At 73.2% G+C, this 15,869-nt stretch carries 16 protein-coding genes; 7 read left to right on the top strand and 9 right to left on the bottom strand.

What is annotated here, in order from left to right; genetic code table 11:
• Nucleotides 1–6: 6 nt before the first annotated feature.
• Entirely contained in the window at nt 7–969 is a 963-nt protein-coding gene (locus tag QE405_RS06170; protein WP_307199332.1) for a hypothetical protein, read from the bottom strand.
• 26 nt (nt 970–995) lie between these two features.
• A complete protein-coding gene (thrS, locus tag QE405_RS06165) occupies nt 996–2,984 on the bottom strand; it encodes a threonine--tRNA ligase (RefSeq protein WP_307199331.1) in 1,989 nt (662 codons plus the stop codon).
• 267 nt (nt 2,985–3,251) lie between these two features.
• Here thrS and QE405_RS06160 point away from each other — a divergent pair, with 267 nt between their 5' ends.
• Entirely contained in the window at nt 3,252–3,521 is a 270-nt protein-coding gene (locus tag QE405_RS06160; RefSeq protein WP_307199330.1) for a hypothetical protein, read from the top strand.
• A gap of 71 nt (nt 3,522–3,592) precedes the next feature.
• Here QE405_RS06160 and QE405_RS06155 read toward each other — a convergent pair whose 3' ends face one another.
• Entirely contained in the window at nt 3,593–4,279 is a 687-nt protein-coding gene (locus QE405_RS06155; RefSeq protein WP_307199329.1) for an NADPH-dependent F420 reductase, read from the bottom strand.
• A gap of 57 nt (nt 4,280–4,336) precedes the next feature.
• Here QE405_RS06155 and QE405_RS06150 point away from each other — a divergent pair, with 57 nt between their 5' ends.
• Complete coding sequence (locus tag QE405_RS06150; protein ID WP_307199328.1) at nt 4,337–4,690, top strand: barstar family protein; 354 nt, start codon at nt 4,337–4,339, stop codon at nt 4,688–4,690.
• 16 nt (nt 4,691–4,706) lie between these two features.
• On the opposite strand, the gene QE405_RS06145 is transcribed toward QE405_RS06150, so the two are convergent.
• From QE405_RS06145 to QE405_RS06135, 3 genes are all read right to left on the bottom strand, one after another.
• Nucleotides 4,707–5,174: a hypothetical protein gene (locus tag QE405_RS06145; protein ID WP_307199327.1), complete on the bottom strand. Its 468-nt coding sequence runs from the start codon at nt 5,172–5,174 to the stop codon at nt 4,707–4,709.
• Nucleotides 5,175–5,310: 136 nt separating this feature from the next.
• The gene (locus QE405_RS06140; protein ID WP_307199326.1) at nt 5,311–7,581 is read right to left on the bottom strand and encodes a catalase; all 2,271 of its coding nucleotides are present in this window, start codon (nt 7,579–7,581) and stop codon (nt 5,311–5,313) included.
• Between the two features lie 86 nt (nt 7,582–7,667).
• Nucleotides 7,668–8,903 carry a cytochrome P450 gene (locus QE405_RS06135; protein WP_307199325.1) on the bottom strand — a complete coding sequence of 412 codons (1,236 nt, stop codon included), beginning with the start codon at nt 8,901–8,903 and terminating at the stop codon, nt 7,668–7,670.
• 36 nt (nt 8,904–8,939) lie between these two features.
• On the opposite strand from QE405_RS06135, the gene QE405_RS06130 reads away from it, so the two are divergent.
• A complete protein-coding gene (locus QE405_RS06130) occupies nt 8,940–10,520 on the top strand; it encodes an FAD-dependent oxidoreductase (protein ID WP_307199324.1) in 1,581 nt (526 codons plus the stop codon).
• A 9-nt stretch (nt 10,521–10,529) separates the two neighbouring features.
• On the opposite strand, the gene QE405_RS06125 is transcribed toward QE405_RS06130, so the two are convergent.
• Nucleotides 10,530–11,165: a sulfotransferase gene (locus QE405_RS06125; protein ID WP_307199323.1), complete on the bottom strand. Its 636-nt coding sequence runs from the start codon at nt 11,163–11,165 to the stop codon at nt 10,530–10,532.
• Between the two features lie 103 nt (nt 11,166–11,268).
• On the opposite strand from QE405_RS06125, the gene QE405_RS06120 reads away from it, so the two are divergent.
• The 4 genes from QE405_RS06120 to QE405_RS06105 all read left to right on the top strand — a co-directional run bounded on the left by QE405_RS06120 (nt 11,269) and on the right by QE405_RS06105 (nt 14,108).
• Nucleotides 11,269–11,742: a DUF4383 domain-containing protein gene (locus QE405_RS06120; protein WP_307199322.1), complete on the top strand. Its 474-nt coding sequence runs from the start codon at nt 11,269–11,271 to the stop codon at nt 11,740–11,742.
• A gap of 113 nt (nt 11,743–11,855) precedes the next feature.
• Complete coding sequence (locus QE405_RS06115; protein WP_307199321.1) at nt 11,856–12,542, top strand: GAF and ANTAR domain-containing protein; 687 nt, start codon at nt 11,856–11,858, stop codon at nt 12,540–12,542.
• 77 nt (nt 12,543–12,619) lie between these two features.
• Complete coding sequence (locus QE405_RS06110) at nt 12,620–12,766, top strand: hypothetical protein (RefSeq protein ID WP_307199320.1); 147 nt, start codon at nt 12,620–12,622, stop codon at nt 12,764–12,766.
• The gene (locus QE405_RS06105; RefSeq protein WP_307199319.1) at nt 12,756–14,108 is read left to right on the top strand and encodes an HNH endonuclease signature motif containing protein; all 1,353 of its coding nucleotides are present in this window, start codon (nt 12,756–12,758) and stop codon (nt 14,106–14,108) included. The genes QE405_RS06110 and QE405_RS06105 overlap by 11 nt, the downstream gene beginning before the upstream one ends.
• Nucleotides 14,109–14,182: 74 nt before the next feature.
• On the opposite strand, the gene QE405_RS06100 is transcribed toward QE405_RS06105, so the two are convergent.
• Nucleotides 14,183–14,635: a hypothetical protein gene (locus tag QE405_RS06100; RefSeq protein ID WP_307199318.1), complete on the bottom strand. Its 453-nt coding sequence runs from the start codon at nt 14,633–14,635 to the stop codon at nt 14,183–14,185.
• Nucleotides 14,636–14,790: 155 nt separating this feature from the next.
• Nucleotides 14,791–15,864: a spore photoproduct lyase family protein gene (locus QE405_RS06095; protein ID WP_307199317.1), complete on the bottom strand. Its 1,074-nt coding sequence runs from the start codon at nt 15,862–15,864 to the stop codon at nt 14,791–14,793.
• Between the last annotated feature and the right edge of the window lie 5 nt (nt 15,865–15,869).

Genomic DNA, 15,869 nt, shown 5'->3' with positions numbered 1-15,869 from the left:
TCGGGGTCAGTACTGGTGGAACCAGCGCTCGAGCTCGGCGGCGACGCCGGGGCAGGTGACGTTCTGGTCGCGGTCGGCCTCGACCCACTGGCCCAGCACCGCCGGTCCGCCCTGGATCGACCAGTCCGGACCACAGCGCTCGAGCGCCTCGTCGCGCGAGGTGTGGCCGGCGGCGCGCCACTCCGGTATCCCGAGGGCGAGGTCGCCGACGACCTGCTCCCACAGGTACGGCGTGGAGTACACCCCGATGGCGTAGCCCGCGTCGGTGTAGGCCCGGGCGACGCCCTCCACCACCGCGGCGTTGGCGACGGGGTCGTCGCTCCAGGCGAAGTCGGGCACGGGCTCGACGTCGATCCACACCACCGGTGTCGTGAACCCGGTGTCGCGCAACGACGCCACGTTGAACCGGCCCTGCGCGTAGCCCGTGTTGCGCAGCCGGTCGAGCTCCGCTCCCCCGGCCCAGGGACCGGCGGCGCCGTGGGCGGCGACCGTGGCGTCGTCGGGGAAGCTCGCGACCGCGTACGCCGCGCCGAGGAGGTGCCGGTCCGCCACCCAGGCCAGCTGGTCGGCGAGGCACGGGTTCGCGTGGAAGCCGGGGCCGTTGGTCAGCCCGACCACGACGTACTCCGCCGCGTCGAGCGGCATCGGCATGCCGAGCGTGCGCTTCTCCGGGATGCCCATCCCGCGGGGGCACTGCGGCCACGAGACGTCACCCCCGAGCACGGCCTCGGCCGGGTCCCGCGTCGGGCTCACGGCGACGGTCGGCACGTCGCCGGCGGCGCCCTCCGCGAGGCGCGCCAGGTCGCCCTGCGGGTCGGTGCCGGCCGAGGCGGTGGCGTCCGTCGCGGTCGGCGCCGCGGAATCCGCGGAGGGGTCCGCCCGCGGCGTACCGGCGTCGGCGCAGCCGGCGAGGAGCCCGAGCAGGAGCACAGCACCCAGCCACGGTCGGCCGAGCGCCCGTCGTGCCACTGCTGCCCTCCTCGCCGGCCCGTGCCTCAGACCTGGGTGCGGGCGGCGACCGCGTCCACGACGCGCTGGATCGCCTCGTCCAGCGGCACGCCGTTGTCCTGGTCGCCGTTGCGGTAGCGGAAGGACACCGCGCCCGCCTCGACGTCCGCGTCGCCGACGATGACCATGAAGGGCACCTTCTGCAGCTGCGCGTTGCGGATCTTCTTCTGCATCCGGTCGTCGGAGTCGTCCACCTCGACGCGGATGCCGGCGGCCTTGAGGCGCTTGGCCACGTCGTACAGGTAGTCGACGTGGCGCTCGGCGACCGGGATCGCCTGCACCTGGACCGGGGCGAGCCAGGGCGGGAAGGCGCCGGCGTAGTGCTCCACGAGCACGCCGAGGAACCGCTCGATCGAGCCGAACTTGGCCGCGTGGATCATCACCGGCTGCTGCTTCGAGCCGTCGGACGAGGTGTAGGTCAGGTCGAAGCCCTGGGGCTGGTTGAAGTCGTACTGCACCGTGCCCATCTGCCAGGTGCGACCGATGGCGTCCTGCGCCTGCACGGAGATCTTCGGGCCGTAGAACGCCGCGCCGCCGGGGTCCGGGACGAGCTCGAGACCCGACTCGGTCGCCACGCGCTCCAGCACCGCGGTCGCCGACTCCCACTGCTCGGTCGTGCCGACGAACTTGTCGGGCTTCGACTCGTCGCGGGTCGACAGCTCGAGGTAGAAGTCCTCGAGGCCGAAGTCGCGCAGCACGCCCAGCATGAAGTCGAGGAGGTGCTTCACCTCGGCCGGCGCCTGCTCGGGGGTGCAGTAGGAGTGCGAGTCGTCCTGCGCGAACCCGCGCACCCGGGTGAGGCCGTGGATGACGCCCGACTTCTCGTAGCGGTAGACGTGCCCGAACTCGAACAGCCGCAGCGGCAGCTCGCGGTAGGACCGTCCGCGCGAGCGGAAGATCAGGTTGTGCATCGGGCAGTTCATGGCCTTGAGGTAGTAGTTCTCGCCCTCGAACTCCATGGGCGGGAACATGCCGTCGGCGTAGTAGGGCAGGTGGCCCGAGAGGTGGAACGTGCCCTCCTTCGAGATGTGGGGGGTGCCCACGTACTCGAAGCCCTCCTCGACGTGCCGCTGGCGGACGTAGTCCTCCATCGCGCGCTTGATGACGCCGCCCTTGGGGTGGAAGACGGGCAGCCCGGAGCCGATCTCGTCGGGGAAGCTGAACAGGTCGAGCTCACGGCCCAGCTTGCGGTGGTCGCGGCGCTCGGCCTCCTCGATGCGGTGCAGGTGGGCCTCGAGGGCCTCCTTGCTCTCCCAGGCGGTGCCGTAGACGCGCTGCAGCTGCTTGTTCTTCTCGTTGCCCCGCCAGTACGCCGCGGCCGACCGCATCAGCTTGAACGCCGGGATGCGCTTGGTGGTCGGCAGGTGCGGGCCGCGGCAGAGGTCCTTCCAGACCACGTCGCCGCTGCGGCCGATGTTGTCGTAGATCGTCAGCTCGGCGCCGCCCACCTCGACGCTCGCTCCCTCGGCGGCGTCCTCGGCCGCTCCCCCGCCCTTGAGCGCGATGAGCTCGAGCTTGTAGGGCTCGTCCTGCAGCTCGGTCAAGGCGTCGGCGCCGGTGGTGACGCGCCGGGAGAAGCGCTGGTTCTCCTTGACGATCTTGCGCATCCGCGACTCGATCTTCTCGAGGTCCGCGGGGGTGAACGGGGTCTCGACGTCGAAGTCGTAGTAGAACCCGTCGCGGATCGGCGGTCCGATGCCGAGCTTGGCCTCCGGGAAGAGCTGCTGCACGGCCTGGGCGAGCACGTGGGCGGTCGAGTGCCGCAGGATGTCGAGGCCGTCCGGGCTGGAGATCTCGACGGCCTCCACCTCGTCGCCGTCGGCGAGCTCGTGGGCGAGGTCTCGCAGCTGGCCCGCGACCCGGGCCGCGATGACGTCGGGCTGCTCGGCGAAGAGCTCCCACGCCTTGGTGCCCGTCGTGACCCTCCGCTCCTCACGCTCGTCGGCGTGGATGCGGGTGATCAGGATGTCGGGCACCGGGGGGCTCCTCGGGGGTCGGGTCGTGGTGGTCGGGCACGTTTCATGTCCGGGCGCGATGCTAGCGGTCGTCGATGGTCGGGCTCGCGTCGGTTTCGGGACGCCGGCCCCGGACGTGGGGACGACGGTCTAGGTTCACCGGCGTGGACGCACCCGAGGACCAGCCCGCCGGCGTCGTCTGCGCGCAGTGCGGCCGGACGCTGGACCTGCGGTCGCCCGACACGACGCGGGTCGCGCTCTTCCGGGACTGGAACGGGGGACGGGGACGTGGCGCCGTGGGACGAGGTCGACGACGACTGGCCTCCCGAGGGCGACTGGATGATCCGGTGCGTGCGGTCGTTCTGCGACGCGGGCCACGCACGCGCGTGGATGGCCGCCGGTCATCCGCTGCCCGACGAGTGGGAGCGCCGGCAGCCTCCGCCCGACTCGTCCGACCTGGGCTGCGTCCTCGGCTGCGTCGTCGCGCTCGCCGTGCTCGTCATGCTGGCCTGTCTGGTCATCCTCGGCGCGGCGGAGGCCTGGCGGATCATCTTCTGACGCGACAGCGCGGTGGTTCGCTGAGCAGACGGGTGCTCAGCGAACCACCGCGCTGTCGGGTCTCTCCGGCGTCAGCCCAGGTCGCGGTACCGCTTCGCCGCCGCGAGCTTCTCCTCGAGGAGCGCGACGGTGGACGGGTGCGGGTTGGCCCAGTCGTCGCCGTCGACGAACAAGCCGGCGTACGCCGGGAGGTCCCGCTGGTAGCGCCAGCCCTCGGCGAGCGGACCCACGTCGTAGGCGTCGTAGCCCAGGTCGTCGAGCACCTTGGCCGCGGTCGTCTTCGCCTCCGCGTCGTCGCCCGCGATCGGCAGAACGCTGCGCTCGGGATCACCGTCCGGCCGGGCGAGCAGCAGGAGGTGCTGGTAGAAGATGTTGTTGAAGACCTTCACCACGTGCGACTCCGGCAGGTGCGCCTGGAGCAGCTCGCTCGTGGTGGTGCTCTCGTCGTCGAGCTCGGCGATCCGGCCGTCGCGCTCCGGGTAGTAGTTGTTCGTGTCGAGCACGACCTTGCCGGCGAGCGGCTCGACCGGCACGTCGCGGTACGCCTTGAGCGGGACGGTCACGACGACGACGTCGCCCTCCCGTGCCGCCTGCTCGACCGTCGCGGCCCGGGCCGTGTTGCCGATGTCGGCGACGAGGTCGACGAGCGACTCCGGTCCCCGGCTGTTGCTGAGCACGACGTCGTACCCGGCCGCGACGGCCAGACGTGCGAGCGTGCTCCCGATGTTGCCTGCTCCGATGAGCCCCAAGGTGGTCATGCGAGGGCCAACGGTCGGTGGGGGCGAGGGATTCCCCGGCGCGCGTAGCCTTCGACGGTGAGCGCCGAGACCACACGCGTCGACGTCGACGCATCGAGCTGGAACGACCTCGACGACGCTCTGGCGGGGATCGCGCGGGTGCTGCGCTTCCCGGACTACTTCGGAGGCAACCTCGACGCACTCGTCGACTGCCTCCGCGACATCGTGGACGGCGAGGGTGGGATCGACCTCCGGTCGCGGGCACTCGCGGTCCACGTGCGGGGATATCGCGGATTCGCGGCGCGATCGACGGGCCCGGCCGCGCGACTCGAGGCCGTGCTCGCCGACGCGTCGTCGGAGGCGGCGGCAGAGGGCTTCGCCCTGACGTGGGACCTGGACGGCCGAGCGCCGATGGGCGGTGGGGGTCAGTGATTCCCCGTCCCGTGGATCACTCGTCCGGTTGCGGGAGGAAGACGTCGGTCGTCGCGTCGAGGCAGTCGCCCGGGATCTCGGGATCGAGCACCTCGTTGGCGGCCTCGACATCGATTCCACCGCCGCCGAGCTCGAGCTGCTCGCCAAGCCGTGCACGGGTGCCGCCAGGGGTCACGACGGCACCGTCCTCCACCTTCGTGCCGCGGGGCCACACGACGAGCGTCACGAAGCCGTCGCTCTCGACGCCGACGCAGCCCCCGGCGGCGACCAGCTCACCCGACATGAGGGCGTCCATGCCCCCGCCCGGCCGCGTCGTGTCCGTCAGCACCCGCAGCCCGTCCAGCTCCGCGTCGGGCGCCGGGGGCAGCGCGCGCCACGCGACGAAGCCACCCACGACCAGCGCCGTACCTCCGAGGACGGCCAGCGCGGGAGAGGGGCGACGGCTCCAGCGGGAGCGCTGCCGGTTGTTCACGAGGTCGGTCATCGCCCCAGTCTGGGGCAGGACGTGACCCCGCCGTCGTGTAACGCGGTGTTCTGGTCACTGCACACGTGGTCGACCACGTGTGCAGTGACACGGACACCGCGTTACACGACGCGGGGCCGGGCCGGAGAACCCCGGCTCAGCCCACGGCGACCGGGAAGCGCTCCCAAGCGCGGTGCGTGGCCAGCAGCTCGGTGAGCGCGGGCCACACGGCGGCGGCCTCGAGGTCGGTGAGCACACCCGACACCTCCGCCGGCACGTTGGCCGCCGGGAGCACCTCGGCGCCACGACCGACGGCGGCGATCGCCTTCGCGTGCCGGAAGACCTCCTCGACGAGCAGGGTCACGCGGGGGTCGACGTCGAGCGTGCGTCCCGTCGGCGACGGCGGCACGTCGGGACCGGGCACGGGGGCATCGGTGAGCACCAGCGCGTCGAACTCGACCGAACGGGCCGTCGCGAACGTCCGCTGCACGGTCGCACCGGCGACCTCGCCGCCGTGGGGACCGATGAGCAGCGGCACGTTGCCGTCCGCGAGCACGGCGTCGCGGAGCACCTCGACGTCGGCGGGGTCGGAGCCGGCGCCGACGACGATGCCGATCATCCGGCCCTCGACCGGCCAGGTCGCCCCGAGCTGCGAGAGCGCCGGGCTCGGCGCCGCCTCGGGCAGGGGCTCCGTCGCGGTCGGCACCTCGAGCCCGAGACCGGCCGCCACCTGGGCACAGAGGTCGGCGTCGACCTGCGCGAGCGCCAGCAGCTGCCGCTCCTTGACGGCCTGCTCGTAGCACTTGCCGAGCTCGAAGGTGTAGGCGCGCACGACGTGCTCCCGCTCGACCGGGCTCAGGCTCAACCAGAACATGCGCGTCTGGCTGAAGTGGTCGTCGTACGACGCCGGCTGGTCGCGCACCTTCCGCCCCTCCGCCACCGTCACGGCCGCCTCGACGAACGCCCGCGTCGCGGGGTCGCTCTGGTCGGTCGTCGCGTGGAAGGGGCAGCCGCCGTCGAGCGAGTTCGGCCGGTACGGCGCAGCACCGCCGTGCACGGCCGTCTGGTGCATCCCGTCCCGCAGCATGTCGTTGACGGGCGCGTGCGGCCGGTTGATGGGCAGCTGGTTGAAGTTCGGCCCACCGAGCCGGCTGAGCTGGGTGTCGAGGTAGGAGAAGTTGCGCGCCTGCAGCAGCGGGTCGTCGGTGGCGTCGATGCCGGGGACCATGTGCCCGGTGTGGAACGCCACCTGCTCGACCTCGGCGAAGAAGTTCGTCGGGTTCGCGTCGAGCACGAGCCGGCCGATCGGCTGCACGGCCGCGAGCTCCTCGGGCACGAGCTTCGTCGAGTCGAGCAGGTCGATGCCCTCGAACATCTGGTCGGGCGTGTCGGGGAAGACCTGCACGCCGAGCTCCCACTCCGGATGGGCGCCCGACTCGATCGCGTCGTAGAGGTCCCGCCGGTGGAAGTCGGGGTCGAAACCGCCGAGCATCTGTGCCTCCTCCCACGTCAGGGAGTGCACGCCGAGCTTCGGCTTCCAGTGGAACTTGACGAGGTTGGTCTGACCGTCCGCGTTGGTGCACCGGAAGGTGTGGACGCCGAAGCCCTCCATCATCCGGTAGGAGCGCGGGATGCCACGGTCCGACATGTTCCAGATGGCGTGGTGCTGCGCCTCGGTGTGGAGCGAGACGAAGTCCCAGAAGGTGTCGTGCGCGCTCTGGGCCTGCGGGATCTCGCGGTCCGGGTGCGGCTTGCCGGCGTGGATCACGTCGGGGAACTTGATGCCGTCCTGGATGAAGAACACCGGGATGTTGTTGCCGACGAGGTCCCAGATGCCCTCGTCGGTGTAGAACTTCGTCGCGAACCCACGGGTGTCGCGCACCGTGTCGGCGGAGCCGCGCGAGCCGAGGACCGTCGAGAAGCGCACGAAGACCGGGGTCTCCTTGCCCTCGTCGAACACGCTCGCGTGGCAGATCGAGGCCGCCGTCCCGTAGCCGGTGAAGCGGCCGTGCGCCGCGGCACCGCGGGCGTGCACGACGCGCTCGGGAATGCGCTCGTGGTCGAAGTGCATCAGCTTCTCGCGCAGGTGGTGGTCCTGCAGCAGCGTCGGCCCGCGCCGTCCCGCCTTCAGCGAGTGGTCGGTGTCGTGCACCCGCACGCCGGTCGCCGTCGTCAGCCACCGGCCCTGCTGGGCGCTGTCGAGCGGGTCGCCGGTGACGGGGACGCCGGTGGGCGAGACGGGTGCGGGGGTGCCCTGGTCGGGCTTCGGCGCCGGCGGGTGCGTGGTGCCGGCGGGATCGGTCGGTTCCTCGACCGTCGGGGTGGTGCTGGACGGGACACCCGGCACGTGGGGCGTGTCGGGGAGCAGCCGCTCGGCGGCCTCCTCGAGCTTCTGGGCGGCCTTGGCGACGGGCTTGGACGGGTCCACTCTTCCTCCAGGGGAGTCGGGTACGTCGGTGCACGGACGCGTGCCTGGCGCCGGTACCCGACCACCGGTCGAGGATGCCGGTCGCCTCAGCCCCGGGGTCGCAGCACCACCCGGGTCGCGGGCCGACGCGGCATGCGGGTGAGCGGCTGCTCCCGGCCGCCCGGCGGCGCGGCGCGCAGCTCGACGCGCGCCAGCTCGGCCAGGGTCGCCCGCACCAGGGCCACCGTCAGCGGCTCGCCCGGGCAGCGGTGCCCGTGCGACGGGTCGCCCCCGCCCTGCGGCACGAAGGCGTACGGGTCGGGCTCGGCTCCGTCGAACCGGGTCGGATCGAACTCGCCGGGGCCCGTCCACCACGCGGGGTCGACGTTGGTGCCGGCCACGTCGAGCACCACCCGCTCGCCCGGTTCCAGCCGGACGCCGTCGTGGGTGGTCGCGCGCCGTACCTTGCCCGCGAGCGCGGGCACGAAGGGACGCACCCGACGGGACTCGTGGGCCACGCACGTGCCGACCCGGTCGGCGTCGATGCCGCGCAGTCCGTCGGCGATCTCCGGTCGACGCTCGTCCACGACCGTCTCGACGGCCGCCCACGTCGCTGGCCAGGCCACCGCCACCGTCGGCCGCAGGAGGTTGAGCAGCTCGACACCGGCGGTGCGGGCCGGGAGGTCGAGGGCGGCGATCCGCCCGAGCGGGGTGTCGTCGCCGCCCCTGTCTCCACGACCGGCCCGGCGCACGTCCCGCACCACGCGCGTCGCCCACCGGTCGAGCACCAGGCGATCGCGCCAGCCGCGCGCGTAGGCCGTGCCGGCACCCCCGAACCCGTCGACGATCGCCGCCATCCGGTGGGCGAGCCGCAGCCGCTGCGCGTCGGACGCGGGCACGCCCGCCCACCGCAGGACCGTGTCGCCGTAGACCTCGACGAGCACGTCGAACAGGTCGACGGTCACCTCCCCGTCGGGTCCGACCCGCGCCAGCTCGTGCTCGAGCCGGTGCCGCAGCAGGTGCGCGGCCGCGGCGGAGACCTCCGCAACGGCCGCGCGGTCGAGGAGGTCCAGGAACAGAGCCTTGCGGTGACGGTGCTCGGCGCCGTCGAGCCCGTGCATCGCCCCGCTGCCGAAGATCAGGCCGGCCACGGGCGGTGGCACCGCGCCGACCCGGCTGACGAGGCTCTCGTCGTAGAAGAACCGCACCCCCTTCCGGCCGTGGAGCACCACGGCGCGCCGTCCGAGGAGACGGGTCGCGAACGTGTCGGCGCCACCACGTCGCTCTCGCTCCTCGGGCAGCGCCCGGTAGCCACGTCGCATCAGGGCGAGGGAGAGGTCCATGAGCGGCCGGTACCCCTCGTCCGCGGGGGTACCGGCGTGCCGACCGCGCACCACGACACTCGACGCACCCCGACCCCACCCCTGGAGGACCCCGTGCTCACCTCGTTGTGGGAGCTCCGCACCCCCACGTCCCCCACCGACCCGACCGACCTGCCCAGCGACGCCGGCACGGTCGTGGTCGGCGGCGGGCTGACGGGACTGACGACCGCCCTGCTGCTCGCCGAGGAGGGCGAGGACGTGCTCCTGCTGGAGGCGCGGCACCTCGGCGCCGGCACCACGGGTCGCAGCACCGCGAAGCTCAGCCTCCTGCAGGGGACCCAGTTCTCCCAGGTGTCCCGCAAGCACGGCGACGGCGTGCTGCGCCAGTACGCCGCGGCCCACCGCGACGCGCAGGCGTGGGCCGTCGACCTGGCGACCACCGAGGGCGTCACCCTCGAGCAGCGCGACGCCGTGACGTACGCCAACGGTGCCTCCGGCCTCCGCGCCCTGCGGCGGGAGGAGTCGGCGGTCCAGCGCTCCGGTCTGACGGTACGTCGCGGCGACGCCCCCGAGCTGCCCTTCGAGGTCGCCGGGGCGCTGTGGATGGACGGGCAGTACCAGGTCGACCCCCTCGCCCTCGTCGCCGCACTGGCGCGGCGGGCCCGGGCGGCCGGTGTCCAGGTCGTCGAGGGCGCGCGGGTGACGTCGGTCAGCGACGGCACGCCCGTGCGCCTGGAGGTCAGGCGGGCGGACGCGGACGCCGCCACCGTGCGCGCCGGTCGGGTCGTGGTCGCGACGAACATGCCCATGCTCGACCGCGGCGGGTTCTTCGCCCGGATGAGCCCGCAGCGCTCCTACAGCATCGCCTTCGAGCTGCCCGGCCGTGCCGCAGCCGTCCTCCCGCGGGCCATGTACCTCGCCGCCGACCAGCCCTCCCGGTCGCTGCGCGAGGCGTCGCTGCCCGACGGCCCGCCCGTGCTCCTCGTGGGCGGCGCCGGCCACGCGACCGGCCGCTCGCGTCCGACGAGCGACCGGCTCGGCGACCTCCGCTCCTGGACGGCCGAGCACTTCCCCGGAGCCGTGGAGGTGACCGCGTGGTCCGCCCAGGACTACGCCCCCCACCACTCGCTCCCCTACGCCGGACCGATCGTGCCGGGCAACCACCGGATCCTCGTGGCAGGCGGCTTCTCGAAGTGGGGCATGACCGGCGGCATCGCCGCGGCCCTCGCCCTGGCCTCTGACCTCCGCTCCGACCCGCCGGAGTGGCGCGACGCCCTCCGGCCGTGGAGCCGCCACGAGCTGACCGGCCTGCCCTCCTCGGGCGTCATCAACGCCGAGGTCGCCGTGGCGATGGCCCTCGGCTGGGTGGCACCGCGCTCCACCTCGGTGGACCGCGCGTCCGCGGCGCCCCAGCCCGACGTCGTACGGCGCTCGCGGTTCTGCGGCCTCCGCCGTGGCAGCGGTGCTGAGGGGTCGGCCGTGTGCACCCACCTGGGCGGGGTGCTGACGTGGAACGACGCCGAGCGCAGCTGGGACTGCCCCCTGCACGGCTCCCGCTTCGACGAGCCGGGCGACGTGCTGGAGGGCCCGGCCGTGCGCGCCCTGCCGACGCCCGACGCGGGCTCGCCCCGGGCCTAGGACCCGGCCTCAGGCCCACTCGGGCAGGTCGTCGCCGAGCCAGGCCCGGAGGGCGGTGGCGTCGTCCCTGACGGCGTCCGCGAACGCGGCGCGGGTGCCGGCGTCGAGCGTCGGCCCCGCCGGTGCCGGCACCCGGGTACGTCGCGGCTCCGGGCCACGCGCCGGGTCGGCCCCGACGTGCCGCAGGACGCGGGCGAGCTCGCGCGCCGGCTCGGCCCGCAGCCGCTCGAGCACGACCACGAGCAGCTGCGCGTCGTCGAAGCTCGCCCGGTACGGCGCGAGCGCCTCGTGGTAGCGGCTGCGCGCGACGTACGGGCTGGCCGGATCCGGGAGCGCGCGCGGCGCGGGACGCTCCTCGCTGCCCTCGCGGACGCGGTGCCGCCAGTGCGACAGGGCACGCTCGAGGGGGTCGCGCACGAGCATCACCAACCGGACGTCCGGCGCGGTGGACGCGATGCGCGCCGCCGCCCCGGGATCGGCCGGGTCCGTCCACCCCGCTGAGGCCGCACCGCGCAACGGAGCGCTCGGGGAGCGGCCGGACATCGCGATGTCGGGGTGGGTGTCCAGGAGCCCCTGCAAGGCGGCCGTCCCGGCCCTCATGGCGCCGATCACGAGCAGGTCCGGGGCGGCCGAGGGTGTCGTCACGGGCCGCCGGTACCCGCGACGGCCCGCGCTCGACCGCACGGGTCCGAGCCGGGACGAGGGGTACCGGATCCGGTCCCCCTCCCACCCGCCCCGAGGAGCCACCATGAGCGCGACCCACGTCCCCACCCAACCGCGACCCGGCGCCCGCTTCCTGCGCACCGCCACCCTGGTGGTGGGCGCGACCTTCCTGCTGGTCGGCGTGCTCGGGTTCGTGCCCGGCATCGTCACCGACCACGACCAGCTCGCGATGGCCGGCCACCACAGCGAGGCCTACCTGCTCGGCCTCTTCCAGGTGTCGGTGCTGCACAACGTCGTCCACCTGCTCTTCGGCGCCGTCGGCCTGCTCGCGGCGTCCCGGCCCCGGTGGGCGGTCGGGTACCTCGTCGGGGGTGGCCTGGTCTACCTGGCGTTGTGGATCTACGGCCTCGCCGTCGACCAGTCCCACGACGCCAACGTCGTGCCCCTCAACGACGCCGACAACTGGCTCCACCTCGGCCTGGGCGTCGGCATGGTCGCCCTCGGCGTCGCCGGCTACCGGTGGTGGCGCGGCGGCATCGGCGGCGACGCGGTGCTCTGAGCCGAACAGCCAGAACCATGCATCCTGCTCCGGCGTGTCGCAGCCGGTCCTGCGTTACCGTCGAGGAGAGGGCTCCTGCACCGGGCCCCGCACCCCACGAGGAGAGGCGTCCCATGGACCCGCTCCACGACTCTGCCGCACTCGCGGCACTCGCGGACCGCCTGTACGCCCGCCACGATCCGGGCGGCACCGCGCGGCTGATCGTCGACCAGGTCGGCAGGCTCGTCCCCGGCGCCGACCACGTCAGCCTCACCCTGCGGCACCACGGGGTCAACACGACGCTCGCGGCGAGCGACCTGGTGGCGCGGGACGCCGACGACCTGCAGTACGCCCTCGACGAGGGCCCCTGCGTCGAGTCCACCTCCACCTGCCGGTGGATCCGCAGCGGCGAGGTCGGCACGGACGACCGGTGGCCCCGCTGGGGACCGCAGGCGCGGTTGCTGGGCGTGGGGGCGGCGTTGTCGCTCGACCTGCCGCGTGGAGGCCGACCCCAGGGGGCGATCAACATCTACAGCGACGCGAGCGGCGGGTTCCACGACCGGGCGGGCGTCGACCTCGCACGCTCCTACGCCGCGCACGCGGCCCACGCGCTGGCGTCGGCACGGCTCGAGATGGAGCTCCGCTCCGCCATCGGTTCGCGGCACGTCATCGGCATGGCCCAGGACATCCTCATCGAGCGCTTCGGGCTCACGCAGGACTCCAGCTTCGAGCTGCTCCGCCGCCTGTCGTCGAGCCAGGAGAAGAAGGTCCGCGACGTGGCCGAGGAGCTGGTGCGCTCGGGGCGGCTCCCCGGCGACTGAGGACGGCGTGGCGAGGTCATCCACAGGTCACCACCAAGAGGTGGTGCTCGAACGCGTGTTCGACTAAAGTTGGGGCTATGGATCGGGGGACCCAGCACACGGCGACCGCGTTGATCGACGCGGTCCGCGAGCGCACGACGGCGGCTCGTGTCGCGGAGGCGGCTGCGTTCGTTGCGGTGGGTGACTGGGCTTCTGCCCACAGCGTCGGCCGAGGTGGTGGGTGACCCGATCACGGTGCTGGGTGAGTGGCACGAGGAGTCCTATGTCGAGACGTTGGCCGGGGATCAGTTCCTCGAGCTGGGTGGTCCTGGGGCGCCGGTGGTGGCGGAGTTCTGCATCGGCGAGGTCGCCGCCGCCCGGGGTTGTTCCTTTGACGCCGCCCGGCGGCTGGTGGGCGACGCGGTGGAGCTGCGCTACCGCCTCCCACGGGTGCACGCCCGTGTCGCGGCCGGCGAGGTCGACGTGTGGCGGGGACGGCGCATCGCCCAGACCACGCGGACGCTGAAGTTCGAGGCGGCGGGGTTCGTGGACAGACACATCGCGTACGTCGCGGGCAAGGCGACCGGTCCTGAGGTCGACCGGCTGGTCGCCGAGGCCGCTGCCCGGTTCGACCCCGAGACCACCGAAGCCGAGCGGGCCGAAGCCGACGGAGGACGCCACCTGACGATCGAGCTCGGCGACGTCGCCTACGCCGACCCGCTCACCGGGATGCTGCGCGGGACCGTCGACGTCCACGGGACCCTCGACCTGGCGGACGCGCTCGACCTCGAACGCACGATCGCGCACGTGGCCCGGCAGCTGACCGAGCTGGGCTGCGACCAGGATCTCGACGTGCGCCGCTCCATCGCCCTGGGCGAGATCGCGCGGCGCTGCGAGGGTGTGGCGACGTTGGAGTACGGCGCGGCCAGTGGGCCTGCTGGCGACGAGCCCCGACCTGTTCAGCGGGCGCGGCGCGAGGTCGTCTTGTTCGTGCACCTCGACCAGGCCGCGATCACCGGCACCCTGAACGGGTTCGGGCCCGGGATCGACCACTGCACCGGGACGACCGGCATCGACCTCGCCCGCCTCGACACCCCCGGCGCACCTCGAGGCGCCGTCACGGTCGAGCAGGTCCAGGCCTGGTGCGCCGCACCGGACACCACCGTCACGATCAAGCCGATCATCGACCTCAACATCGATGACGCCGTGAACGGCTACACCCCACCGAACCGCATCGCCGACCACGTCAGAGCCCGCTGGCCCCGCTGCGTCTTCCCCTACTGCACCCGCTCATCGAGAACAGCCGACCTCGACCACTGCCAGGCCTACGACGAGCACGGTCCACCCGGCCAGACCTCGACCAAGAACCTCTTCCCGCTCTGCCGACGCCACCACCGCATGAAGACCCACCGCGAACTACGCACCGGCAAACGGTGGACCTACCGGCCCACCCACCCAGACAACGGCGAACCACCCCACGCGCTCATCTGGACCAGCCCGACGGGCCTGCGCTACCTCGTCGACCGCGACGGCACCCGACCCTGGCCACCACCCGACGAGGCGCCAGACCAGACGCACGAGACCTGACCCCGGCCAGCACCACCCGCCGCCCGCCCACGCCCGTGGCCGGGCGGCGCAGCATGCCCTGAGGGACCAATCCCCTACAGCGTGTCCGCCCCGGTCCCCGCGAGCTCCGCGCCCCGTGCCGGTTGCGGCACGACATGGAGGTGACGCACCGTCCGCGTGACGAGCGGCAGCCGCTCGGCGCGGTCACCCAGCAGCGCGCGGACCGCGACGAGGACACGGTGGGCCATGCACCCCGCCGGTGCGTCGAAGCGCACGGCGATGCCCTGCGCGGCCGCGGTCACGACGGAGGCCTCGAGGAGGCGGGTGGCGGCCGCGGACAGGAGGTCGGCCCCGCGCAGGTCGACGACGACGTCGCGCGGACCCTCCGCTCCGGTGGCGCGGGCGGCCACGAGCACGGCGTCGTCGAGGCCGCGCACGGTGACGTCGTCGAGCACGCCGGTGAGGGTGACGACGCCGTCGATGACGTCGATGTCGACACTGAAGTGGGTCCGCCGACGAGGGCGTTCAGAGGGGACGAGGGTGGGCACAAATGCCTCCCGAGGATGTCGCGCCGGAGCGCGGGGCCGGCTCCCACGTGCTGGAGAACCGTGAACGGTCCGGACCGGACCAACTGCCAGTACACCGCGTCCGGCCCCCGCTGTCCACCGCTCGGGCGGGTGGCCCACCCGACCGGGTGCCCGCCTCAGAAGGCGTAGCGCACGCGGCAGCCAGGCAGCTCCGTCGCGACCAGCTCGAGCAGCTGGTCGAGCCAGCGCCGCTTCCACGCGGCTCGGTAGCGCACGTTCACCTGCCCGCTGTGGCTGCGCTTCGGCTCCTGCAGGTCGGGACGCCACAGCAGGTCCTCGCCGCGCGGGTGCCACCCGAGGTTGATCTCGTGCAGCCCCTCGTTGTGGGTCAGCATGATGATCTCGCAGGCCAGCTGCTCCCGGGCCGCCGGCGACACGACGTCCGCGATCTCGCGGAGGAGGTCGCGCCACTCGTCGTACCAGCCCTCGTGGAGCACCACGGGACTGAAGTTGAGGTGCACCTCGTAGCCCGCGGCGACGAAGTCGTCGACCGCAGCGATCCGTTCGCCGATCGGCGAGGTGCGCAGGTCGAGGCGCCGCGACATCTCGCGGGGCATCAGCGAGAACCGCACCCGGGTGCCGCCGCGGGGGTCCCAGTCGAGCAGGTCCCGGTTGACGAGCTTCGTCGCGAAGCTCCCCTTGGCGCCCGGCGTGCGGGCGAACAGGTCGACCAGGTCGCGCACGTTGTCGGAGATGAGGGCGTCGACCGAGCAGTCCCCGTTCTCCCCGAGGTCGTAGACCCAGTCGTGGGGGTCGCACTGGTTGGGCTCCGGCTTCGGTCCCTGCCGTGCGACGTGCCGCTCGAGGTAGCCCAGGATCCGCTCGATGTTGACGAAGACGGTGATCGGGTTGGCGTAGCCCTTCCGGCGCGGCACGTAGCAGTAGGAGCACGCCATGGCGCACCCGTTCGAGGTGGACGGCGCGATGAAGTCCGCGGAACGCCCGTTGGGTCGGGCCTGCAGGCTGCGCTTCTCCCCCAGCACGAGCACGCCCCGCTTGTTCCGCACCCAGTCGTCGACCTGGCCGGCGTTGCCGTAGAGACCGGGGATGTCCTGGTGGGAGGGCACCTCGACGAGCTCCGCGTCGGGGAACCGGGCCAGCACCTCGCGGCCGCGCGCCCAGTCGTGCACAGCGGGCTCGTGGTAGATCCGCTCGATGGCGAGCAGCCGCTCGGCCGCCCTGCGGGGCACCCCTC

This window comes from Nocardioides zeae, from assembly GCF_030818655.1.
In the GTDB taxonomy this organism is placed as follows: domain Bacteria; phylum Actinomycetota; class Actinomycetes; order Propionibacteriales; family Nocardioidaceae; genus Nocardioides; species Nocardioides zeae_A.
This window is presented reverse-complemented; position numbering and strand designations above follow the sequence as displayed.